This window comes from Pusillimonas sp. DMV24BSW_D (assembly GCF_011388195.1).
Lineage (GTDB): Bacteria > Pseudomonadota > Gammaproteobacteria > Burkholderiales > Burkholderiaceae_B > Neopusillimonas > Neopusillimonas aestuarii.
The window spans coordinates 1,848,189-1,870,893 of record NZ_CP049990.1 but is presented as its reverse complement, the minus strand read 5'-3'; the positions used below and the strand labels follow the sequence as shown (position 1 = coordinate 1,870,893).

The window sequence follows — 22,705 nt, the reverse complement described above, 5'->3', positions numbered from 1 at the left end:
AGTTCATTGATTTAAATCAAGCACAGTAAAATATTCACATGACTGTCTCAATTTGCCTACCCTTTTCCAAAACAAAATGTCGTCTCCCCCTTTAGATCAGGCCCCCCTTGGTCGCGATGTCGCCTACCCCACACATTACGACCCCAGTGTGCTTTTCCCGGTTAACCGGGAAACCAACCGGGCGCAGCTACCCTTCATTCCGAACTGGGTCGGCGCCGATATCTGGCATGCCTACGAAGTGTCTTGGCTTAACACACGCGGCAAACCAATAGTGGCCATGGCCCGTTTTATCGTGCCGCATAACACCCCCCACATTATTGAATCAAAGTCCTTCAAACTCTATCTGAACAGCTTTAACGAAAGCCGATTCAACTCAATAAGCAGTGTGCAACAACATTTGGAAAAAGATTTATCGTCAGTAGCAGGTGGGCAGGTTGAAGTGGTATTAACCGAGTTGCACGAGATTCAAACCATACAATGTGCCCCGCTGGAGGGCCTGAATATTGACGGCGCCGACGTCGACATTGAGCATTACCAACCCAATGCGGGCCTACTAAAGTGCACAACAAACCCGCAAATGGTTAACGAAACACTTACGTCCGACTTATTGAAATCAAACTGCCCGGTCACCGGGCAACCAGATTGGGGCAGCCTGCAAATCCAATACAAAGGCCTCCAAATTGATCGTGAATCATTGTTGAAATACATTGTGTCGCTACGCCAACACACAGAATTCCACGAGCACTGCGTGGAAAAGATTTATTGCGATATTTGGCAGGCATGCCAACCTGAATTTTTATTTGTGTATGCCTGCTATACACGCCGCGGAGGTTTGGACATTAACCCATGGCGCAGCAGTGGGCCCCTGGTATTTGAACCGGCCCGCACGCCACGCCAATAAGTTTTAAGACAGAACCAGGCGGTGGTTATGCGGGCGCCGCCCCGGTGGCTTTGCGCTGTGCAACCGTATGGCCGATAACCAAGGCAACCACCGCAGCAAGCGCGAACGTAATAGCAGCACCCACCCACGGGCCCTGACGGAACCCGGCGTCGAGTAGAATACCGAATACAACCGGGCCAATGGATGCACCAACATCCATGCCTGAATACACCAACCCGTATACCGTGCCGGTTGCCCCTTTGGGCGTCACGCTGCGCACCAGCATGTCGCGCGACGGCGCAGCAATACCGGCGCAAAAACCACCTAACCCGACCATGACAATGGCCAGCCAGGGATGCAACATACCCGACGCCAGCAACACCAGAATGAGGCCGGCAAGAATCAAAGACCCGGCCACCGTCATTTCATTGCGGCGGCTTGCGCCAACCAGAAAACCCCCGGCAATCATGCCGGCCGCAGACGCCAGCATATAGCCCGACAAAGCCGTGCCGGCCAAGACTTTATCAATACCGTATACCTGCCCAAGCATGGGAATGGTAAAGCTTTGCACTGCTGAAAGCGACATGGTTGAGCACGTGAAGAAAAAGAACGCACCCCATAAAACAGGCTGCTTAATTAAAGTCACAAAGGTTTCGGCGACCGATTTCGACGCCAAGGATGCCGGGTCGCCTTTATGATCGACAGGCGCGCTGATTTTACGCCCGACAATATTTCGCCCCGAAAGCAGGTCACGCCCCAACCAGACAACAACCAAAATGACACCCAGCAAAGCCGCCGCACCAAAAGTAGCAACACGCCAATCGGCCACATAAATTAACGCCGACATAAACACCGGGGTAAGCGCCCAACCCAAGTTCCCCGTGAACCCGTGCGTACTGTATGCGTGGCCCAAACGATAGCGGCTTACGCGGTGGTTAATAATGGAATAATCGACCGGATGGAAAACAGAATTGCCGACCCCGCCAATAAAGGCCGCCAAAAGCAATAAGGCGTAACCGTTCGAAAACCCGATAAGTACGCCGGACAACACGAAACAAGCCAAGCCAAAATGCAAGACCGGTGCGGGCCCGATACGGTCGACAATAAAACCGGACGACGCCTGGCCCACACCCGACGTGATGAAGAAGACGGACACCAGCAAGCCCAACTGGCTGTAGCTGAAACCGAACTCATTGGCCAGAGACAAAAACAAGGTTGGGAGAACCAATTGAAAAAAGTGCGAACCGGCGTGTGCGGCGCCAATCAAGCTAATGATTTTCCAATCGTTTTTTTGAACCTGGGGGCTATCGGGAATATCTTCGACGGTAGTGGCAACCATAATCTTCTACATTCGGCTAAACGCCTGCTGCAACGATGCGTGGCAGGCTCAGGAAGCGCGCTCCCGGATTTGCGGCCAGGCGCGGCGCAGGTAATAAAACATGGACCATACGGTGAGAATGGCCGCAACTATGATCAGTATACTGCCTACCTGCATGGATGACACCCCGAACAAAGACTGACCATACAACAAACAGGGAATCGCCACCATTTGCGCAGCTGTTTTAAACTTACCCAGCCAGTGTACCGCCACACTGCCGCTGGCGCCAATTTGTGCCATCCATTCACGCAGGGCCGAAATAGTGATTTCACGGCCGATAATAATAAGCGCAATGAAAATATCAACCCGTTGCAAATCGAGCAGCACGAGCAAAGCCGCGCACACCATGAGCTTATCGGCGACCGGGTCGAGAAATGCGCCGAACGCCGAAGTTTGGTTCCACCGCCGGGCCAGCCAGCCATCGAACCAATCGGTTAACGCCGCCACAATAAATGCCGAGGCGGCCAGCGTGTCACGCAATGCCTCTCCCCCCAACCATCCGGCAGGAAGGTAAAACAGCGCAACGACCAGCGGGATCAACGCAATCCGCAGCCAGGTCAGAATCATCGGTGTGTTCAATGGCATAGTCGTAATACTAACTTATCGCAGCGCATAATAGATGCGCTCGGCCAATTCGGCTGAAATACCATCCACCTGGCATAAGTCGTCGATGCTGGCTGCCGCCACGCCCGACAGCCCGCCAAAACGCGCCAACAACTTCTGGCGGCGTTTAGCGCCGACACCTTCAATTTGCTCCAACCGTGAAACATTGCGGGCCTTGGCCCGCTGGGCCCGCATTCCGGTAATCGCAAAACGATGAGCCTCATCGCGAATCTGCGCAATAAGCATTAACGCCGCCGACTCTTTCCCCAATGCAACCGGTTCCCGATCGTCGGCAAAAACCAACGTTTCCAAACCCACACGACGACCCTCACCTTTCGCCACGCCCACCAAAGTGGAAATATCCAGACCGAGTTCGGCAAATACTTGTCGCGCAATGCTGACTTGGCCTTTACCGCCGTCGACCAGTACCAAAGACGGCATGGGCGCCTGCCCATCGGCAACACGTGAAAACCGGCGCGTTAAAACCTGCCGCATTGCCGCGTAGTCGTCGCCCGGCGCGACTCCGGCAATGTTATAGCGACGATATAAAGAGGTTTGCATTTCGTGATGTTTGAACACCACACAAGACGCTTGCGTGGCCTCACCGGCAGTATGACTAATATCAAAACACTCAATATACAAAGCGTCCAATGCGGTTTCGTCGGTTTCCAGCCCCAGGGCTTCAGCCAGGGCACGGGTTCGTGTTACACGAGCGCCCGACTCCGTGAGCATACGGGCCAGTGCCATTTGCGCATTCTTCTGGGCCTGTTCCAACCATGATCGACGCATGGCTTGCGGCCGTGTCAGCACTCGGGTACGCACGCCCAACTGCTCCTGCAGCAATGCAACCAAATCGCTATCAGATAACGCATGGGAACAAATCAACAAGGGGGGTAAAGGACTATCAAGATAATGTTGCGCCACAAATGCCGACAAAATTTCACCCGGCTCATCGTCCTGCGTGTGCGTTGGGAAAAAAGCTTTATCGCCTAAGTGACGTCCGCCACGCACCATAGCCAGATTCACGCAAACTCGCCCTCCGGCAATGGCCACGGCAATAATATCGGCATCCTCATCGCCGATTTTCTCCATAGTTTGTTGCTGCAGAACACTGGCCAATGCCGCCATTTGGTCTCGCAAAACGGCGGCCTCTTCAAACGCCAGGCGCTCGGACGCCTCTTGCATGCGCCCTTCCATGTCGCGCATCACCTCACCGGCTTGCCCATCAAGAAATCGTACCGCACGATCAACATCATGCTGATAGTCTTTAATGGAAATCACGCCCACGCACGGTGCCGAACACCGACCAATTTGATGCAACAAACAAGGGCGCGACCGATGCGCATACACGCTGTCTTCACAAGTGCGTAAACGGAACACCCGCTGCAAAATCTGGATAGTCTCGCGCACAGCCCACGAGTTCGGATAAGGCCCGAAATACCGCCCCTTGCCGCTTGTGGTGCCCCTGTAGTAAGCAATGCGGGGCGCTTCATGCCCGGTAATTTGCAAATAGGGATACGATTTGTCATCGCGAAAAAGAATGTTATAGCGGGGCCGCAAACGTTTGATTAAATTGTTTTCCAACAACAACGCTTCGGCTTCCGTGCGCGTAACCGTGACTTCAACCCGTTTAACCCGCGCCACCATGTGGGCGATACGCGGGCTCGACAGATTCTTCTGGAAATAAGACGAAACCCGCTTTTTAAGATCGCGCGCCTTGCCTACATACAAGACCTCGTCATTTTCATCCAAATGACGATACACGCCCGGCAAATGGGGGAGATCAGCCAGAAATGATTTCAGATTGAAGGTCTCGGGCATACTGATATCGTGACTGATTTTGTAAGGCATCCCAATTGGCACACGCAAAGCGCGGCGCTAGTTGACGAATGCGGGCAACCGCCTCGGCATGATTTTCAGGCTGCTCAAGCTGCTGTAAAAGCGTGTCGGCCAAATCGGGACGATTGCACACCAGCACCATATCGCATCCTGCCCCCAACGCCGCTTGCGCACGCGCCAGAATATCACCCGCAACCGAAGCGCCTTCCATCGTTAAATCGTCGGAAAACACCACCCCTTCGTAGCCGAGCTGCTCACGTAAAATATGCTGAATCCAGTAACGGGAAAATCCGGCCGGATGCGCATCAACCTTCGGATAAATAACATGGGCGGGCATCACCGAAGGCAACACCATGTCGCCCAGCCATCCATAAGGGGCGGCATCTTCACGCATGATTTCCTCAAGCGAGCGGTCGTCAACCGGAATCTCGTGGTGCGAGTCAGCCGCCACATAGCCATGGCCGGGAAAATGCTTGCCGCATGCCGCCATGCCGGCCAGCATCAGCCCCTGAATCAAAGCGCGTGCCAACATAGCCACAACCTGGGGCTCACGATGAAAAGCACGATCGCCAATCACGGAGCTCTGGCCGTAATCCAGATCGAGTACCGGCGTGAAACTTAAATCAACACCGCACGCACGCAGTTCAGCACCCAATACATAACCCGTTTCGGTCGCCAGGCGCATGGCTGCCAAAGAGTCATCCTCCCAGATTTCACCAAAGCGGCGCATACACGGCAGAGGCGTAAAGCCATCGGACTTGAAACGCTGAACACGCCCACCTTCGTGGTCAACCGCAATAAGCAAGGGTTCGTCGCGTACCGCGTGAATCTCGGCGCACAACTGCGTGAGTTGCGTTCGACTTTCAAAGTTACGCGCAAAAAGGATAACGCCGCCTACATGCGGATGACGCAAACGCGCTACTTCGTGAGGCTCAAGACTCAATCCTTCTACATCGACCATGACCTGGCCAGGCGGCAACACCGCAACCATAATGCTCCCTTGGCCGCTCAGGCCGACTTTGACTCTACCAAAACAAATGCAATCACCATATCTTTCTCATCGCTCACGGAAACATGTGCGGCACCAAAGCGCTCGGCGTACCAATCGGCCAATATACCGTTCAGCTTCACTTGCGGCTTGCCGCCTGGTGCGTTCAGGGTTTCCATACGCGTCCAGCTCATGGGGCTATGCAAACCCAGCCCGATCGCTTTGGAGAAGGCTTCTTTGGCGGCAAACCGCGTGGCCAGATAACGGGTTCCCCGCGCCGGATCACGCGCGCGCCGGCGTTCGAAAACCTGCAATTCGCCCGGGCCCAAAATGCGCTGGGCGAAACGTAAACCAAACCGCTTAAAAGCCGCCTCGAAACGGCTGACAACGGCAATATCGGTACCTATACCGGCCACCGCACCCGGCATGCTCGGCAGCATATTAACGCCCCTTGAACACCGGCGTGCGTTTTTCCATAAACGCTGCAACACCTTCGGCGTAATCGTCGCTGTAACCCAAATCACGCATTAAATCACGCTCCAGATCCAATTGTTCAGCCAGAGTATGACCCAGGCTTTGGTTCAGCGCGTGTTTAGCCGCCGCCAACCCCTTCGTGGGTGCAGTTGAAAAGTGTTGTGCCAATTCATTCAGGCGACCTTCGAACGCGTCGTCGGCAACGCACTCCCAAATAAGCCCCCATTGCTCGGCTTTGCGGGCGCTTATTTTCTCGCCCAACAACGCCATGCCCATAGCCCGGGCCGACCCCACCAAACGCGGTAAGGCATAAGTGCCGCCCGTGTCGGGCAACAAGCCCAGCCGACAAAACGGCTCGATGAAGACAGCCGATTCGCGCGCAATAACAATATCGCCCGCCAAGGCAAGATTCGCTCCGGCACCGGCGGCAACCCCGTTGACACCCACCACGACCGGCATGGGTAATGCGCGCAAGCGTTTAACCAGCGGGCCGTAGTTCTTCTCGATACTTTCACCCAAGTCCACCCGTGCCTGACCCGGTTTGGCGACACGCGCAGATAGATCCTGCCCAGCGCAAAAACCTCGCCCCGCGCCGGTAATAACCAAGACCCGCGGAGTTTGGTTTTCAACGTGTGTCATGGCTTCACGCATCGCCTCATGCATTTGTGCCGTGAAGCTGTTGAGCTTGTCGGGGCGATTCAGCGTAATGCGCGCGATGCCGTTCTGAATCGACAACAGCACGCTGCTGTCGGAAAGAGAAATAGTTGTGTCACTCATGAGGCAGCAGAGGTATCCAGTTTAAGAAAATGTTCACGATAGTGTTTAAGTTCATCGATTGATTCGTAAATATCGGCCAACGCCTCGTGACGGCTTTGTTTAACGAAACTTTTGTACACTTCAGGCCTCCAACGTAAGGCCAGCTCTTTCAAAGTACTCACGTCGAGGTTGCGATAATGGAAGAAAGCCTCCAGCCGCGGCATGTACTTCACTAAAAAACGGCGGTCCTGGCCAACAGTGTTGCCGCACAGTGGTGATTTTCCGGCCGGCACATGTTGCGCCAAAAATTTCAACAAGGTCTCTTCGGCTTCTTGTTCCGTGATGGTCGAGGCCTTGACTTTGTCGGTCAAGCCGGTACGGCCGTGGGTCGATGTGTTCCATTTGTCCATCGCATCCAGAATTTCATTGCTCTGGTGGATCACCATGACCGGCCCTTCCGCCACCAAGGTAAGATCGGGCTCCGTAATCACCACCGCAGCTTCAATGATGCGCTCTTTTTCCGGATCGAGACCCGTCATTTCCAGGTCGAGCCAGATTAAACGTTGTTCTTTATTAACCGCCATATAATCATCCCTTAAAACACCAATTTTCGCATAACTGTCCAGTGCCTATGTTCACCATTCTGTTTGTTGCCTTTCTGTTTGCCGATATCGTGACGCGCCTTTGGTTGGGCTGGCGTCAAATTCGCCATGTTCACCAACATCGCAACGAGGTGCCGGCTGCATTTGCCGACCGTATCAGCCTGCGCAGTCACCAACGAGCGGCCGACTACACCCACGGCAAGATCCAAGTCAGCATGATGGAAACCCTGGTGGACGCCGCCGTTCTCATAGGGCTCACCTTATTGGGCGGCTTGCAATTCCTGGATGTTGAACTGGCCCGCCTTATCGAGAATGAAATGCTGCGTCAATTAGCACTTATCGGCTCTGTAGTGTTAATTATGGGGGTGGTCAACCTGCCCTTTTCCTTATGGCGCAAATTTCGCCTTGAGGCACGTTTTGGCTTCAACCGAATGACACCTGCCCTGTTTTTCAGCGACCTGGCGAAGGGATTACTGGTAACCCTGATTCTGGGCCTGCCGCTGGCGGCCTTGGTCCTTTGGGTTATGGGCAATGCCGGCGCCAATTGGCATTGGTGGGCCTGGGGTATTTGGGTGGCTTTTAACATGGCGATTATGTGGCTATTCCCCACCGTTATCGCACCGCTGTTCAACAAATTCACCCCGCTGGACAACCCCGAACTGGCTGAACGTATTCATAATCTGGCGAAACGTTGTGGCTTCGCGATCAACGGCTTGTTCGTCATGGACGGATCAAAGCGTTCGGCACACGGCAACGCGTATTTCACCGGCTTCGGCAAGTCGCGTCGCATTGTGTTTTTCGATACATTGCTTTCAAAATTATCGGGCGAGGAAATCGAAGCCGTACTGGCGCATGAGCTGGGACACTTCAAGTTCAAGCATATTATTAAACGCATGGCCCTAAGTTTCCTCCTGGCCCTCATCTTCTTTCAGGTATTGGGATGGCTCTCGCAACAAGTTTGGTTTTACACCGATCTGGGTGTTATTCCGCAACTGGGTCGACCAAACGACGCGCTGGCATTGATACTGTTCTTCCTGGTTGTTCCCGTTTTCACATTCTGGGTTACGCCATTACTCAGTTTGCTGTCGCGGCGCGACGAATTCCAGGCCGACCATTTCGCCGCCCAACAAGCCAGCCCCGATGCATTGGTATCGGCGTTGGTCAAACTGTACGACGATAACGCGGCTACGCTCACCCCCGACCCCCTCCACTCCGCTTTCTACGATAGCCACCCGCCGGCGGCCATTCGTATCCAAAAACTGAAGTACGGTCTTTAAGTGCGCAAACCGAACGTCATGGGGAATGAAAAAGAAGTGTGTGGCCGGGTCGTCAGCGCGCACGGGCGGCATTACACCATTGAGCTAACTGATGGTACCCAACGCACCTGTTTCCCTAAAGGCAAGAAAACCGATGCCGCCGTTGGCGACAACGTGCTCGTTCAACTGGAGGGCGAGGAAGAGGGGGTGATCGTCAAACGTCTCGAGCGCCGTAATTTGCTGTATCGCTCAGACGACATGCGCACAAAACAGTTCGCAGCGAACGTCGACCTGCTACTTATCGTCGTAGCAACCACCCCTGCCTTCTCCGACGACCTGGTGGGTCGCGCCCTGGTGGCCGCGCGAGCCGCCGGCATTCATTGCCTTATTATTCTGAATAAGGCTGATATACAAGAAAATTTAAAGACTGCACGTGAACGCCTTAAACCGTTCTCAGCGTTCGACATACCCGTTATTGAGCTCAGTGCGCTAAACGCCGATCAGGTCAACGCAACCTTGCTGCCGCATTTGCGCGATAAAACCTGTTTGCTACTGGGGCAAAGCGGTATGGGTAAGTCAACTTTGTTGAACACGCTTATTCCCAATGCAAAAGCGCAAACCCAGGCCCATTCTATTGCCCTTGATGCGGGCAAACACACCACCACCAGCACACGCTTATACGATTTACCCCAAGGCGGACATTTAATTGATTCACCCGGCTTTCAAAACTTCGGCTTGTATCACCTGAGCAATACCGAAATAGAAGCCGGGTTCGCCGAGTTCGCCCCCTACACAGGGCAATGTCGGTTCTACAACTGTTCCCACCGCCACGAGCCGGGCTGTGCCATTCTGGAGGCGGTAAAAAGCGGTGCCATTCCACCCTCAAGGCACGCACTGTACGTAAGACTGCTTGCCGAGAATGAGGCGCAAGGCCGGTATTAGCAGCCAAAGATAACGGCCTTTACAGCTGTTTATGTGCAGCGGCCAAATAATGATAGAAATTTCGCACCAATGCCGCCGTCGCGCCCCAAATAAAATAGTTGTTCCAGGGCATGGAAAAATACAAACGCTGACGGCCGTCGGGTAATGTTGCCTGGTGAAGCTGATGTTGCCGTGGATCCATTAAGTACGACAAAGGCACTTCAAACACCTCGGCAACTTCCGATTGATCGGGCTGCACCACAAAGCCAGGCTTCACCAACCCGATAACCGGCTGCATAGTATAGCCGGTAGAGGTAATAAAACCGGGTTGCGTTCCAATCAGTTGTATGTGATCGGGCCCAATACCCACCTCTTCGTGGGTTTCCCTGAGCGCCGCGGCAATGACGTCGGCATCATGCAACTCAATTCGCCCCCCGGGAAAGCAGATCTGGCCGGCGTGCGATGTAAGGTGGTCCGTTCTGCGTGTAAACAAAACATGCAAACCTTTTTCACGTTGAATGAGGGGGAAAAAAACAGCGGCCGGAATCATGCCGGAATGATCCGGCAACAATAAACCGGTTTTGGGGTCGCGATGAACCAAAAAATCTTTTGCAAAAACCGGTTCCACCTGCCACTCAATATTCCGATTGAATGCCTGTGCAATGAAGTCTGCCTGCAGTGCAGAGTCTGGCAAAGGACTCAAAACAGCATTGGGTGCAATCACGGGTTGAGCTTGCGGGTCAAACGAAAGTTTGACAACAGGACGTACTCGACAGGGAGGAATGGAAGGATTTTGCGACATAAACCACAAAAAAACAAAGGCACCGCCCGGGGTGCCTTTGCTTAACTGGAGCAGAAAAAGTGCTTATTCAGCTGCTTTTTTGTCTGCCTTGCGAACCAGTTTTTCTTTAATACGCGCCGATTTACCCGAACGGTTACGCAGGTAGTAAAGTTTAGCACGACGAACGTCGCCGCGGCGCTTGACTTCGATGGAAGCAATTTGAGGAGAGTAAAGCTGGAATGTACGCTCTACCGCTTCACCCGAAGAAATTTTACGAACGATGAACGAAGAGTTCAAACCACGGTTGCGACGTGCAATTACAACACCTTCATACGCCTGCACACGCTTGCGGTTACCTTCAACCACGTTTACGTTAACAACAACGGTATCGCCAGGCCCAAACTCGGGGCGGGGTTCACCATTGGTAAGACGAGCAATTTCTTCTTGCTCCAACTGTTGGATAAGATCCACGATAGACTCCATAAATCATCATGTTCAGGGCATGTTTGAATAACACATTTTTACGGCATGTTTAAACCACATGCTTTGTTTGTAAAAAGCCCAGCAGAGGATGAGGTTGCAAAGCCCACAATTATATAAGAGAAAGAAGAGTATGAAAAGCGAACATTTCTATTTCGCGTTGACAGTTAAAAACCGCCTAAAGTGCCCAGCCACATAAGACCCGGAATGGTTGCCCCCCAAACCACTACCAATAAAACATCTGAAACCATTGCGGCACGGGTAAGCCGGCCTTTGCTTTCGGTGCCGCCTGCATCAGTACCACTGCCCGCATACTGGCCGGACGGTGAGGATTTCGATCGTGGAAAAGATGCAGCGGGTGTAAAGGGCCATTTTGAGACCCCGGATTGATTCGCGCCGCGTGTTTGACGACCGTTTTTCACTGTTTCGGCGCGGTGGCCATTGTGTGTGAAGGAATTCATGCTTGCCTCGCTATTAAGCCTTTATTAAGCCTGTTTGAACCACATACAAACAGAAACTGAATAAAAAATTCACTGTTGTTAAATACAGTATTTTTATACTGTATAAAACAACAGTGAATTTGGCAAGCACTTTTTCGTGCAATAAATCGTTTGGCCGGGCTGAACCCGGCCGCCGGCACGATTTACAACGCGTCGGTAAGCTCAGGCACGGCTTTGAATAAATCCGCCACCAAGCCGTAATCGGCCACACCGAAAATCGGCGCCTCGGCGTCTTTATTGATTGCCACAATAACCTTGGAATCTTTCATGCCGGCCAAATGCTGAATAGCGCCGGAAATCCCCACCGCCACATACAACTGCGGCGCAACGATTTTGCCGGTTTGACCCACCTGCCAATCGTTCGGAGCATATCCTGAATCAACTGCGGCACGTGAAGCGCCCAACGCGGCACCCAGCTTGTCGGCCAATGGCTCAAGAATTTTGAAGTTTTCTGCGCTACCCATGCCACGACCACCGGAAACCACTGCACTGGCACCCGCCAGTTCCGGCCGATCACTTTTCGCCAGTTCGCGTCCCACAAAAGACGACAAGCCGGAATCGTCGACTGGACTGACCGACTCAACCGACGCCTGCCCACCCTCGGGCGCAACGCCGTCAAAGGCTGTCGTGCGAACCGTGATTACTTTCACCGCATCGCCCGACTGAACCGTTGCAATAGCATTACCTGCATAAATAGGACGTTGGAACGTATCAGGAGCATCGACCGAAACAATATCGGAAATTTGAGCAACATCAAGCTTGGCGGCAACACGCGGCGCCACGTTCTTGCCCGAAGCAGTCGCCGCAAACAAAATATGAGAATAATCGGAGGCCAGGGCCAGCACTTGGGCGGAGGCATTTTCAGCCAACCCCTCGGCCAGCGATGCGCCATCGGCCAACAAAACTTTGGCCACCCCTTGCGCCTTGGCAGCCTGATCAGCCGCTGCCTGGGCACCTTGACCCATTACCAGAACATGGACGTCGCCACCCAACTTCGCAGCCGCCGCCAGGACGTTATAGGTTGCCCCTTTCAACTGGGCATTATCGTGTTCAGCAATTACCAGAATCGACATAATTACACCACCTTCGCTTCGTTCTTCAGTTTATCGACCAACGCCGGCACATCAGCAACCACCACACCAGCCGAGCGCACGGGCGGTTCAGCCACTTTCAAGGTCTTAAGACGGGGCGCGACATCGACACCCAACTCATCGGGGGTAAGCGTGTCGATGGTTTTTTTCTTCGCCTTCATAATGTTGGGCAGCGTGACGTAACGCGGCTCATTCAGGCGTAAATCGGTTGTAACAATGGCGGGCAACTTCAAGGAAATCGTTTCAAGACCGCCGTCAATTTCACGTGTGACCTTTGCCGTGTCGCCCGAAACCTCAACTTTGCTGGCAAACGTAGCCTGGGGCCAATTCAACAACGCAGCCAACATTTGACCCGTTTGGTTGGCATCGTCGTCGATAGCCTGCTTACCCAGAATCACGAGCTGCGGCGCTTCTTTTTCAACAACGGCTTTCAGCAGTTTCGCAACCGCCAAAGGCTGCAACTCTGCGTCGGTTTGCACTAAAACAGAGCGGTCGGCACCAATGGCCATTGCCGTGCGCAAGGTTTCCTGACATTGCTGAACCCCGCACGATACTGCAACCACTTCCGTTGCCGCCCCTTGCTCCTTCAGGCGCGTTGCTTCTTCAACAGCAATTTCGTCGAAGGGGTTCATAGACATTTTGACGTTGGCGATATCAACGCCGCTTTCATCGGATTTCACGCGTACCTTGACGTTGTAATCAACCACACGCTTGACGGGCACCAAAACCTTCATCGAGCAGTTCCTCCGGGGGATTAAAATTTTTCCATTTTACAGCTTAGCCAATGCCTTGACATGGGCAACCGCACTGCGCCCAAGCGCAGACAAGTTGTAACCACCTTCAAGAAAGCTTACGACGCGACCCTGCGCCGACGCCTCAGCCTGGGCCACAATTTGTTCAGTGATCCAGGCGTAATCGTTTTCCACCAAACCCAGCTGAGCCAATTCGTCTTCCCTGTGGGCATCGAACCCAGCCGATACAAAAATAAACTCGGGTTCAAAAGCCTGCAAACGCGGCAGCCAATGATCTGAAATCAATTTTCTAACCACGTCACCGGTTGCATAGGCCTCAACTGGTATGTTTAACATATTTTCTGATTTTTTTTCAGTGTGTACATTAGGAAATATCAAATTCTGATAAAAGCTGCACATCAAAACCCTTGCGTCGCCTGCAAACATTTCTGCGGTTCCATTGCCATGGTGCACATCGAAATCGATAATAGCAACTTTTTCCAGATTATATTTTTCAAGTGCATACGCTACAGTTACACCGATATTATTCAAAAAACAGAACCCCATCGCCTGATCGGGCCGGGCGTGATGCCCCGGGGGACGAACCGCACAAAATGCGTTTTGAGCCTGTCTGGTCATAATTTCATCCACCGCCGTTAATCCAGCGCCGGCAGCTGCCAGTGCTGCGGCCAACGTATGGGGATTCATATAAGTATCTGGATCAACCTCAAAATACCCGCTCGACGGTACATGTTTTTTCAAGAAGCTCAGGTGTGCCTGGGTATGAACCCGCAGTAAATCAGCATCACTCGCCTCGCGCGCCTCGCATGATCGCAACAACCCCGCAATCCCATTCGCCAGAAACTGGTCATTAATCGCGTCGAGGCGTTCGGGACACTCGGGATGCCAGCTACCCATTTCGTGCAGATGACAGGCAGGATGAGTAATATATAGGGTCTGCATAAGGAAGATTATGTTCAAAGCCGTAAAAGTATTGCAAGCTTCAATCGTTATGGTTCTGGCGGGATGCGCCTCGGCCCCAAACGTCGCAACCAGCCAAGCACAAAGCCCAGGCACCGCTATCCATGACAATCCGGTATCGGCCGGCCCAGCGTCTGAAACAACCACCACTTTGGCATACGTCGCACCGCGCGCAGCAGAGGCGCCGGCCATTCAGGCCGGCGGATCGATTAACCAGGCCAAAGGTTTTACCGACGCCAACGGAAGGTTACTACCCGACATTCAGGCCTACGCCAACGAAGTATCACAAACCAGAAACGTTCCGCTGAACCATGTTACGCAACTCTTGCAAGCCGCACACTATAACCCAAAGGTCGCTCGCCTGATGACGCCGTCCTCAGGGCGCATAAAACGTAGTTGGGTCACTTATAGAAAACGTTATGTTGAACCGGTGCGAATTAACCAGGGTGTAAGTTTCTGGCAGGAGCACCAGGCATTACTCGACAATACCGCAAAGCGTTACGGCGTACCGGTATCGGTTATTGTTGCCATTATCGGCGTTGAAACGCTTTATGGGCGATATACCGGAAGTTTTGCCGTTCTCGACGCACTGGCCACCCTGGGCTTCCGCAATCCCGATCCGAACCGTCCTGAACGCAGCCAATTATTTCGCGACCAATTGGCAGACCTGATTGAACTGGACTGGAAAAAAGAACTCGATGCAATGAACGTGACGGGTTCATTTGCCGGCGCCATGGGCCTGCCACAATTCATGCCGGGCAGTTTGCGCCGTTTTGCCGCCGACGGCGACCAGGACAGTAGAATTAATCTGCACCACAGTGTTGCCGATGCTGTTGCATCGGTTGCCCGATTCCTGCGGCTGCACGGCTGGGAGCCCGGCCTACCGGTTTTCGCACCGGTTATTGTGCCCGCCGACGCAGCCAAATGGGTCGATGGCGGTCTAACACCCAATCTAACCTGGCCTGAACTACAAAAAACCGGTTTCCAGGCGCGCGCCGGGCACGAAAACGATGCCTGGACACGCCACCCCGTCGGCGTAATCGACCTATTGGATGAACCACGCAACCTGGCCGAATACCGGGTTGCCACACCTAATTTTTTTGCATTAACCGAATACAACCGCAGCTATTTCTATGCCACTTCCGTGGCTGAACTCGCTAACATCCTGGCTGATCGCATGGGCTACGGGCACGCATTTTGAGTTAGTCGGCGGGGTTAAATACACCCGTCGACAAGTAACGGTCGCCGCGATCACACACAATAAACACAATAGTCGCGTTTTCCACCCGCTCTGAGACGCGCAACGCGGCTATCAGTGCCCCGGCAGACGATATGCCGCCAAAAATCCCCTCTTCGGCAGCCAAGCGTCGCGCCATGTTTTCTGCTTCCGATTGTTCAATCAGTTCGAACACGTCAACCTTCGAGGGATCGTAAATCTTCGGCTGGTAGGCGGTGGACCATTTACGAATACCCGGAATTTGCGACCCCTCGGCCGGCTGTGCACCAATAATTTGAATATTGGGATTTTTGCCGCGCAAATACATGCCAACCCCCATAATGGTGCCCGTTGTACCCATTGCGCTCACGAAATGGGTAATTTCACCTTCGGTTTGCTCCCAAAGCTCGGGGCCGGTGGTGTCGATGTGGGCCTGGAAGTTGTCGGGATTGGCAAATTGATCGAGCACTTTGCCTTTGCCTTCGGCCTGCATTTTCATCGCCAAGTCACGCGCATACTCCATGCCACCATCGCTCGCTTTGGTAAGAATCAGTTCCGCACCATAAGCCGCCATTGATGCCCGACGCTCAAGCGAGAGATTGTCGGGCATGATCAGAATCATGCGGTATCCACGAATGGCGGCGGCCATGGCAAGTGCAATACCCGTATTGCCGCTGGTTGCTTCAATGAGAGTATCGCCGGGCTTGATTTCACCTCGGGCCTCGGCACGACGAATCATTGAGGCCGCCGGACGGTCTTTTACCGACCCGGCCGGGTTGTTTCCCTCGAGCTTGGCCAAAATGACATTCCCCCGCTTTTGCGCGAGGCTGCCCGGAATCCGTTGCAAGCGAACCAAAGGGGTATTTCCGATGGTATCTTCAATCGTCATGTATGTTTTCATGGCGCAAATCATACACCTTGTTCGGGCTGTTTGGCATAGTACCCGACCCCAAAGTAAGGCCGGCCGTTCGTAAGGCTGCGACCTTGGCCGGGCCAATACCCCGCACACGATCAGATAAGTCTTCAAACGACTCATAACTGCCGCCACGCGCCCGCTCCTGAATAATAATACCGGCGGTTTTGGGGCCGATGCCTTTCACCGTCTCGAGTTGCGCCAGCGTGGCGGCATTGACGTCGACCGCATGCGCGGTGTTGGCATAAGTCGTTCCAAGTAATGCAAGGCACAGGCAAGTTCGGGACAACTGCTTGACCCATCCCGGCGCCGTGGCGGACTCACGCCAGGTTGTATCCGAAGGTTTGGCTACCGTTGACTCAGTAAAGGGATTCATGAAAGCGCTCCTGATAAGAAAAAACATCGGGGGATATCCCCGATGTTTGATCTTGCGTGAAAGCGCTCAAAACCGATACGGACCCGTCTGCGGTTTATCCATGCGTAAAGCTACGCACCCACAGGGGCCGACTGACGCGCTTATAAGCGCCCTTGCCCCAGCAGATATTGCATATATTTGGTCACCCCAGTATGCACGTCGTGGAAAGGTTTGTCGTACCCGGCCTCCCGCAACTGGGTTAAATCGGCCTGGGTGTGACTTTGATAGCGCCCTTTCAGGTCTTCCGGAAAGTCAATGTAGTGAATAAGCTGTTGATCCACCAATTCCTGCAATGACAGCTCCGACTCGCCTTCAGCCATACGCAAGGCGTTGACAACAGCGCACGCAACGTCGTTGAAAGGCTGAGCCCGACCCGTTCCACAATTAAAGATACCGGAAATTTCGGGATGCTCAAGGAAATACAAATTAACCTCTACGGCATCGTCTACATAAATAAAGTCGCGCTGTTGCCCTCCGTCGGGGTAGCCATCCCAGCCACCAAACAGGCGTACATGGCTCTCTTCGCGATATTGGTTGGCATTATGAAAGGCAACCGAAGACATGCGCCCTTTGTGCTGTTCATGAGGTCCATACACGTTGAAGTAACGTAAACCCACCGCCGGCGCCGTCAATGCACTTAAACGGCGGCGCAAAACCTGATCAAACAAAAATTTTGAATAGCCGTAAACATTCAGCGGTGATTCATACAAAATATCTTCAATGTAACTGGGACCCGCACCATAAACCGCCGCCGATGAAGCGTAAATAAAAGGTACCTTGGCTTGCTGGCACCATTCGAACAGCTCCAGGGTGACACGATAATTATTATCCATCATGTACTGGCCGTTACGTTCTGTTGTGTCGGAGCAGGCCCCCTGATGAAAGACCGCTTCTATGCCTGACAACTGACCCTTCAAAAGGCGCTCTCGAAACACGTCTTTATGCAAATAATCGGCAATGTTCAGGTTAACCAAATTAATGAATTTATCGCCGTCTGTGAGGTCATCGACAACCAAAATATCGTTGATGCCCCGTACATTCAACCCTTTTACAATATTGCTGCCAATAAAACCGGCACCTCCGGTAACCACAATCATCTTAACTCTCCTACTGTTACCACCGACGTGCCCAATTTACCCACGGCAACGCCGCCGGCTCGATTAGCCCATGCCACGGCATCCTCCCACGACAACCCCGCGGCGCGCATCAGCGCAAGCGTTGCCAATACCGTATCACCTGCGCCGGAAACATCGAACACCTCTTGAGCGGCTGCATCGACATGAAAACGCGACCCATCAAGAAACAGCGTCATTCCTTGTTCGGAGCGCGTTACCAATAACGCTTCAAGTGCCAGTTTATGGCGCAAAGCCTGCGCCCGCATCTCAAGATCGGCCTCAGAAGACCAATAACCCACCGCCTCACGCATTTCCTGCCGGTTCGGCGTAATAATGGTTGCCCCTTTATAACGCTGGTAATCATGCCCTTTAGGATCGACCAATACCGGGCGATTCGCCGCCCGCGCCATGTCGATTAAGACCTCGACATGGGCAAGCGCACCCTTGGCATAGTCAGAGAGCACAACCACATCATGATGCTGCAACTGCGCGTCAAATAATGCTTTTACCTGAGCCAGGCTGGCCTCGCCGGGGTGCTCTTCGAAATCAATACGCAACATTTGCTGTTGCCGCCCAAGCACTCGCATTTTCAGCGTGGTATGCAATACAGGATCGGTAACCAGACAAGTTGCAATATTATCCTGCGCGGCGAGATTTTCAATTTCAACCCCGGCCTCATCGTCGCCCACCACCCCAATCAGGGTAGTTTGCCCGCCCAACGCAGCAATATTGCGTGCCACGTTAGCCGCGCCTCCCAAACGGTTCTCGCGGCGCGCAACATGCACAACCGGAACCGGTGCTTCGGGCGAAATACGCTCCACCTCTCCGAACCAATAGCGGTCAAGCATAATATCGCCCACCACCAACACTCGCGCCCGCGCCACTTTATCTTGCGGGAAGACCGTCATCTTATTTCCTCCAGACGCCGGGGTGGATAGGTTTCCCACGCATTGCAACCCGGGCATTGCCAGTAATAATTGCGCGCCTCAAAGCCGCATTGGGTGCAGGCATAACGATCTAAACGCTGACTGTGCTTATGAATAAGACTACGCAGCAGGCTGAGGTCGGCCTGAGCCACAGCCGTTGCCGCGGGGGAATCAGCTTGAGCCCGGTGATCAACCGCCAGTTCGGCCTCAAGAAGACGGTCGAGCCCTAGTAAAGATGGTTTCGACCGCAGCGCTTCCCGTGCAAAAGCCCATGCCGGGCCATAACCCTCCTGGCTGCGTAGTTCACGAAAGACCAGATTGAACAAGTCAAGCGATGGATACAGGGCGTAGTGCGACTTTAAAATAGCCAAGCCTTGGTCCACCTGGCCGGACTGGCGATAATTTTCAAGGAGATCCGCCGCCACCAGGCCGGCGTAATCAGGCGCGTCGGACAAAATTGATTCCAAATAAACCCGCTCTGGACCCGACTCACCTTTGGCACGACACAAAGCTGCCCGTAATATGGCAATACGAGCTTGATATGCCGCCCCTTTTCGCTGCACTTTAAGGATTCTGGCCGCATTCTCCGCGGCGTCAAGGGCAGTTTGTGCAACGTCGAGCTTGGCCGGCTTTTGCGACAACGCACTCAGCGCCTGTTCACACTGATAATGAACCAACTGCGGAACAGGCTCATCAACCAACGCAGTTAAACGCTTTACCGCCTCTATTGCCCGAGGCCAATCGTGCTCAGACTCATAAATTCTAATCAGGGCTCGCACTGCTGAAACGGCAAAACGCGTATGCTCCACCTGCAAGAAAGCCTCTTCGGCACGATCAAGCATGCCCGCCTTCAAATAATCGTGCGCTATTTCATGCAATGCATGTTCACGCTCCGCCTGGGGCAAATCGGCACGCGACAACAAACTTTGGTGCACCCGAATCGCCCGTTCCATTTCTCCCCGGCGCCGGAACAAACTACCCAATGCAAAATGCAGCTCCGTCGTCTCGGGATCGAGCTTGGCCACCTCGACAAATGCATCAATTGCACGATCGGGCTCTTCATTCAGAATAAAGTTCAGACCCTTGAAGTAAGAGTCGGGCAAGCTGCGGGTTTCAGACAACATTTGCCGAATATCCACGCGTGCAGCAATCCAGCCCAAGCCAAACAGAACGGGAACGGCAATGAGCCACCACGGTTCGAAATCCATGTATCAAGCCTTGTATATTGGAATCAGGCAATAAAAAAGTACTACAGCGGTGCCAACGGTACGACCGGCTCAGGATCCGAATGCCCCTGAACTTCGCGCGTTGCAAGGCTGTCCTGCAAACGTTGAACCTCACGTTGCGTTTTTTTCAATTCCCGCCTGCGACGCAGCGTGGCCGGCACAACAGCGAGCAGCGCAAACGCAATACCAACAACAAACGCCACCAGCATGACAACAATAAGTGGCACACCCGACACAACATGGTCACCATAGAAGCCGACCTCAACCGGATTCGTGTTTTTCAAGGCAAACAATAAAACAACGACAAAGATAATCAGTCGCAATGCCCATACGATATAGCGCATGACAATGGCTCCGCAAATATTTCAGTGACGACAATTGTAAAGGGAATTTATCGACGACAGCCGCTCGGACACATCTGAAATGAAAAAACCGGAACCATTGCGGGTTCCGGCTTCTTCGGTACAGCAAATTTGCTCTGGCGTGCGTTAGCTAGCCATGCGCAATTTTCGTGTCGTACGACGTTGGAAAAAGTTCAGCTTTCTCTGCCTTGTTACCGGCCTGTTCCTGCTCAAATGCCGCGTCAACCCGCTCACGCAGCTCTTTACCGGCCTTGAAATGGGGAACCTGTTTACCCGGCACCATGACTTTTTCTCCCGATTTGGGATTGCGCCCTACACGAGGCGCCCGCTTCGATAAAGAGAAACTGCCAAAGCCACGGATTTCAATGCGCTGACCATCGGCCAACGCCTGAGTCATGGCTTCAAGCACCGTTTTCACAGCCAGGTCGGTATCACGCAACGCAAGTTGCGGATACCGGGTGGCCAATAAGGCGATCAGTTCTGACTTAGTCACACCAATTAACCGTCGTCGCGTTGCTGGTCGAGCTTGGCTTTCAGCAATGCACCCAGATTGGTTGTACCGGACGACGCACTTGCTTCAGTCATACGCTGCAGTGTTTCAGCAGTTTCAGCGTTATCACGAGCCTTGATGGACAATTGAATGGAACGCGCCTTGCGATCCACGTTGATGATCATGGCTTCAACGCTTTCGCCTTCTTTCAACACCGTTGTGGCGTCTTCAACACGACCACTGGAAATTTCAGAGGCACGCAGATAGCCATCGACGTCGAGCGACAGATTGATGACGGCACCTTTCGCTTCAACTGATTTGATCACGCCGGGAACAACTGCACCCTTGTCGTAAGTAGCAACGAAGTTGTTGAAGGGGTCGCCCTCAAGTTGCTTGATGCCCAGGGAAATACGCTCTTTATCAGTGTCGATACCCAAGACAACGGCTTCGATTTCATCGCCCTTCTTGAAGTTGCGAACTGCTTCTTCACCTGTATCGGACCAGGACAGGTCGGACAAATGCACCAGACCGTCGATACCACCAGGCAAGCCCACGAATACGCCAAAATCAGTGATGGATTTGATTGCACCGCTAACCTTATCACCGCGCTTGAAGTTCATGGCGAACTCTTCCCACGGATTCTGGCGGCACTGCTTCATGCCCAGCGAAATACGACGACGATCTTCATCGATTTCCAGAACCATGACTTCAACTTCTTCACCCAGGGTGACAACTTTGCGCGGGTCAACGTTCTTGTTGGTCCAATCCATTTCGGAAACGTGAACCAGGCCTTCAATACCGTCTTCAACCTCGACAAATGAACCGTAGTCGGTAAGGTTCGTGACTTTACCGAACAAACGCGTACCTTGTGGGTAACGACGCGCCAGACCGATCCAGGGATCTTCGCCCAATTGCTTCACACCCAGTGAAACACGGCTCTTCTCTTGATCGAACTTGAGTACTTTGGCTTCCACTTCCTGGCCAACGGACAGAACTTCGGAAGGATGACGCACACGGCGCCATGCCATGTCGGTAATGTGCAAGAGACCGTCGATACCACCCAGGTCGATAAACGCGCCGTAGTCGGTGATGTTCTTGACGATACCTTTGACAACTGCACCTTCGTGCAATGTTTCGAGCAGCTTTTCGCGCTCTTCGCCCATGCTGGCCTCAAGCACCGCACGGCGCGACAGCACAACGTTATTGCGCTTGCGATCGAGTTTGATAACTTTGAAATCAAGCGTTTTGCCCTCGTAGGGCGTGGTGTCTTTAACAGGACGCATGTCGACCAGTGAGCCGGGCAGGAATGCACGGATACCGTTCGTCATGACAGTAAGACCACCCTTCACTTTGCCGGTGATGGTGCCGTTAACCAGTTCGCCGGATTCCAGCGCCTGTTCGAGCGACAGCCAGGCCGACAGGCGCTTGGCGCGATCACGCGACAGAATGGTGTCGCCGTAGCCATTTTCGAGCGAATCAATCGCAACCGAAACAAAATCACCTTCCTTGACTTCCAGCTCGCCCTGATCATTCAGGAACTCTTCCAGCGGAATCAAAGCTTCCGATTTAAGGCCGGCGTTAACAACGACGAAATTGTGATCAACACGAAGGACTTCTGCCGAAATAACTTCGCCAGACTTCATGTCTTGGGTTTTCAGACTTTCAGCAAAAAGATCGGCAAAGCTTTCGCCGCCAATAGCGGCTTCAGGGGTTAAAGTTGAGGACATTAAATTCAATCCATAGGCCAAGATGGCCGGTAAAAACACACCAAGGCAACCATT

Annotated in this window: 25 protein-coding genes; 4 read left to right on the top strand and 21 right to left on the bottom strand. The window is 53.2% G+C overall.

All coding sequences use genetic code 11. The features are described from left to right. Positions 1-76 precede the first annotated feature (76 nt). On the top strand, positions 77-901 hold the full coding sequence (gene queF, locus G9Q38_RS09135; protein ID WP_166130174.1) for an NADPH-dependent 7-cyano-7-deazaguanine reductase QueF: 825 nt from the start codon (positions 77-79) through the stop codon (positions 899-901). 25 nt (positions 902-926) lie between these two features. Here queF and G9Q38_RS09130 read toward each other — a convergent pair whose 3' ends face one another. Genes G9Q38_RS09130 through orn form a run of 7 tightly spaced genes read right to left on the bottom strand, consistent with a single transcriptional unit; the run spans position 927 to position 7,502 of the window. After that, complete coding sequence (locus G9Q38_RS09130) at positions 927-2,219, bottom strand: MFS transporter (protein ID WP_166130171.1); 1,293 nt, start codon at positions 2,217-2,219, stop codon at positions 927-929. A 48-nt stretch (positions 2,220-2,267) separates the two neighbouring features. Further along, a complete protein-coding gene (pgsA, locus tag G9Q38_RS09125; protein WP_119440743.1) occupies positions 2,268-2,843 on the bottom strand; it encodes a CDP-diacylglycerol--glycerol-3-phosphate 3-phosphatidyltransferase in 576 nt (191 codons plus the stop codon). Between the two features lie 15 nt (positions 2,844-2,858). Then, positions 2,859-4,682 (bottom strand): excinuclease ABC subunit UvrC, encoded by a 1,824-nt coding sequence (gene uvrC / locus G9Q38_RS09120; RefSeq protein WP_166130168.1) that lies wholly within the window; start codon positions 4,680-4,682, stop codon positions 2,859-2,861. Continuing rightward, on the bottom strand, positions 4,645-5,691 hold the full coding sequence (gene nagZ / locus G9Q38_RS09115; protein ID WP_166130165.1) for a beta-N-acetylhexosaminidase: 1,047 nt from the start codon (positions 5,689-5,691) through the stop codon (positions 4,645-4,647). The genes uvrC and nagZ overlap by 38 nt, the downstream gene beginning before the upstream one ends. A 17-nt stretch (positions 5,692-5,708) precedes the next feature. Beyond that, positions 5,709-6,128: a holo-ACP synthase gene (gene acpS, locus G9Q38_RS09110; RefSeq protein ID WP_119440746.1), complete on the bottom strand. Its 420-nt coding sequence runs from the start codon at positions 6,126-6,128 to the stop codon at positions 5,709-5,711. Between the two features lies 1 nt (position 6,129). After that, positions 6,130-6,939: a 2-(1,2-epoxy-1,2-dihydrophenyl)acetyl-CoA isomerase PaaG gene (gene paaG, locus G9Q38_RS09105; protein WP_166130163.1), complete on the bottom strand. Its 810-nt coding sequence runs from the start codon at positions 6,937-6,939 to the stop codon at positions 6,130-6,132. Further along, a complete protein-coding gene (gene orn, locus G9Q38_RS09100) occupies positions 6,936-7,502 on the bottom strand; it encodes an oligoribonuclease (RefSeq protein WP_166130160.1) in 567 nt (188 codons plus the stop codon). The genes paaG and orn overlap by 4 nt, the downstream gene beginning before the upstream one ends. A 47-nt stretch (positions 7,503-7,549) precedes the next feature. On the opposite strand from orn, the gene G9Q38_RS09095 reads away from it, so the two are divergent. Beyond that, positions 7,550-8,797, top strand: coding sequence for a M48 family metallopeptidase (locus G9Q38_RS09095; protein WP_166130157.1), 1,248 nt, complete (start codon positions 7,550-7,552; stop codon positions 8,795-8,797). An 18-nt stretch (positions 8,798-8,815) separates the two neighbouring features. Then, positions 8,816-9,718, top strand: a complete 903-nt coding sequence (gene rsgA / locus G9Q38_RS09090) for a ribosome small subunit-dependent GTPase A (RefSeq protein WP_166132361.1) — start codon at positions 8,816-8,818, stop codon at positions 9,716-9,718. A gap of 19 nt (positions 9,719-9,737) precedes the next feature. Here the strand turns inward: rsgA and G9Q38_RS09085 are convergent, their stop codons facing one another. From G9Q38_RS09085 to G9Q38_RS09060, 6 genes are all read right to left on the bottom strand, one after another. Beyond that, on the bottom strand, positions 9,738-10,499 hold the full coding sequence (locus G9Q38_RS09085; RefSeq protein ID WP_166130154.1) for a CoA pyrophosphatase: 762 nt from the start codon (positions 10,497-10,499) through the stop codon (positions 9,738-9,740). 63 nt (positions 10,500-10,562) lie between these two features. Next, on the bottom strand, positions 10,563-10,949 hold the full coding sequence (gene rplS, locus G9Q38_RS09080) for a 50S ribosomal protein L19 (RefSeq protein ID WP_114421945.1): 387 nt from the start codon (positions 10,947-10,949) through the stop codon (positions 10,563-10,565). 176 nt (positions 10,950-11,125) lie between these two features. After that, positions 11,126-11,419 carry a hypothetical protein gene (locus G9Q38_RS09075; RefSeq protein WP_166130151.1) on the bottom strand — a complete coding sequence of 98 codons (294 nt, stop codon included), beginning with the start codon at positions 11,417-11,419 and terminating at the stop codon, positions 11,126-11,128. A gap of 182 nt (positions 11,420-11,601) precedes the next feature. Then, positions 11,602-12,531, bottom strand: a complete 930-nt coding sequence (locus G9Q38_RS09070; RefSeq protein ID WP_166130149.1) for an electron transfer flavoprotein subunit alpha/FixB family protein — start codon at positions 12,529-12,531, stop codon at positions 11,602-11,604. A gap of 2 nt (positions 12,532-12,533) precedes the next feature. Next, positions 12,534-13,283 (bottom strand): electron transfer flavoprotein subunit beta/FixA family protein, encoded by a 750-nt coding sequence (locus G9Q38_RS09065; protein ID WP_114421918.1) that lies wholly within the window; start codon positions 13,281-13,283, stop codon positions 12,534-12,536. Positions 13,284-13,319: 36 nt separating this feature from the next. After that, entirely contained in the window at positions 13,320-14,243 is a 924-nt protein-coding gene (locus tag G9Q38_RS09060) for a histone deacetylase family protein (RefSeq protein WP_166130146.1), read from the bottom strand. A 10-nt stretch (positions 14,244-14,253) separates the two neighbouring features. Here G9Q38_RS09060 and mltB point away from each other — a divergent pair, with 10 nt between their 5' ends. After that, on the top strand, positions 14,254-15,462 hold the full coding sequence (gene mltB / locus G9Q38_RS09055; protein WP_166130143.1) for a lytic murein transglycosylase B: 1,209 nt from the start codon (positions 14,254-14,256) through the stop codon (positions 15,460-15,462). Position 15,463: 1 nt separating this feature from the next. Here the strand turns inward: mltB and cysM are convergent, their stop codons facing one another. The 8 genes from cysM to rpsA all read right to left on the bottom strand — a co-directional run bounded on the left by cysM (position 15,464) and on the right by rpsA (position 22,651). Continuing rightward, on the bottom strand, positions 15,464-16,378 hold the full coding sequence (cysM, locus tag G9Q38_RS09050; RefSeq protein WP_166130141.1) for a cysteine synthase CysM: 915 nt from the start codon (positions 16,376-16,378) through the stop codon (positions 15,464-15,466). Then, the gene (locus G9Q38_RS09045) at positions 16,356-16,766 is read right to left on the bottom strand and encodes a ComEA family DNA-binding protein (RefSeq protein WP_228276107.1); all 411 of its coding nucleotides are present in this window, start codon (positions 16,764-16,766) and stop codon (positions 16,356-16,358) included. Before G9Q38_RS09045 ends, cysM begins: the two co-directional genes overlap by 23 nt. Positions 16,767-16,906: 140 nt before the next feature. Then, positions 16,907-17,902 carry an ADP-glyceromanno-heptose 6-epimerase gene (rfaD, locus tag G9Q38_RS09040; protein ID WP_166130136.1) on the bottom strand — a complete coding sequence of 332 codons (996 nt, stop codon included), beginning with the start codon at positions 17,900-17,902 and terminating at the stop codon, positions 16,907-16,909. After that, positions 17,899-18,828: a D-glycero-beta-D-manno-heptose-7-phosphate kinase gene (rfaE1, locus tag G9Q38_RS09035; RefSeq protein WP_166130133.1), complete on the bottom strand. Its 930-nt coding sequence runs from the start codon at positions 18,826-18,828 to the stop codon at positions 17,899-17,901. The genes rfaD and rfaE1 overlap by 4 nt, the downstream gene beginning before the upstream one ends. Continuing rightward, positions 18,825-20,054, bottom strand: a complete 1,230-nt coding sequence (gene lapB / locus G9Q38_RS09030; protein WP_166130130.1) for a lipopolysaccharide assembly protein LapB — start codon at positions 20,052-20,054, stop codon at positions 18,825-18,827. The genes rfaE1 and lapB overlap by 4 nt, the downstream gene beginning before the upstream one ends. Positions 20,055-20,095: 41 nt before the next feature. Further along, on the bottom strand, positions 20,096-20,416 hold the full coding sequence (locus G9Q38_RS09025; RefSeq protein WP_166130127.1) for a LapA family protein: 321 nt from the start codon (positions 20,414-20,416) through the stop codon (positions 20,096-20,098). Between the two features lie 148 nt (positions 20,417-20,564). Next, on the bottom strand, positions 20,565-20,927 hold the full coding sequence (locus G9Q38_RS09020) for an integration host factor subunit beta (protein ID WP_114421909.1): 363 nt from the start codon (positions 20,925-20,927) through the stop codon (positions 20,565-20,567). 5 nt (positions 20,928-20,932) lie between these two features. After that, positions 20,933-22,651 carry a 30S ribosomal protein S1 gene (gene rpsA, locus G9Q38_RS09015; protein WP_114421908.1) on the bottom strand — a complete coding sequence of 573 codons (1,719 nt, stop codon included), beginning with the start codon at positions 22,649-22,651 and terminating at the stop codon, positions 20,933-20,935. Between the last annotated feature and the right edge of the window lie 54 nt (positions 22,652-22,705).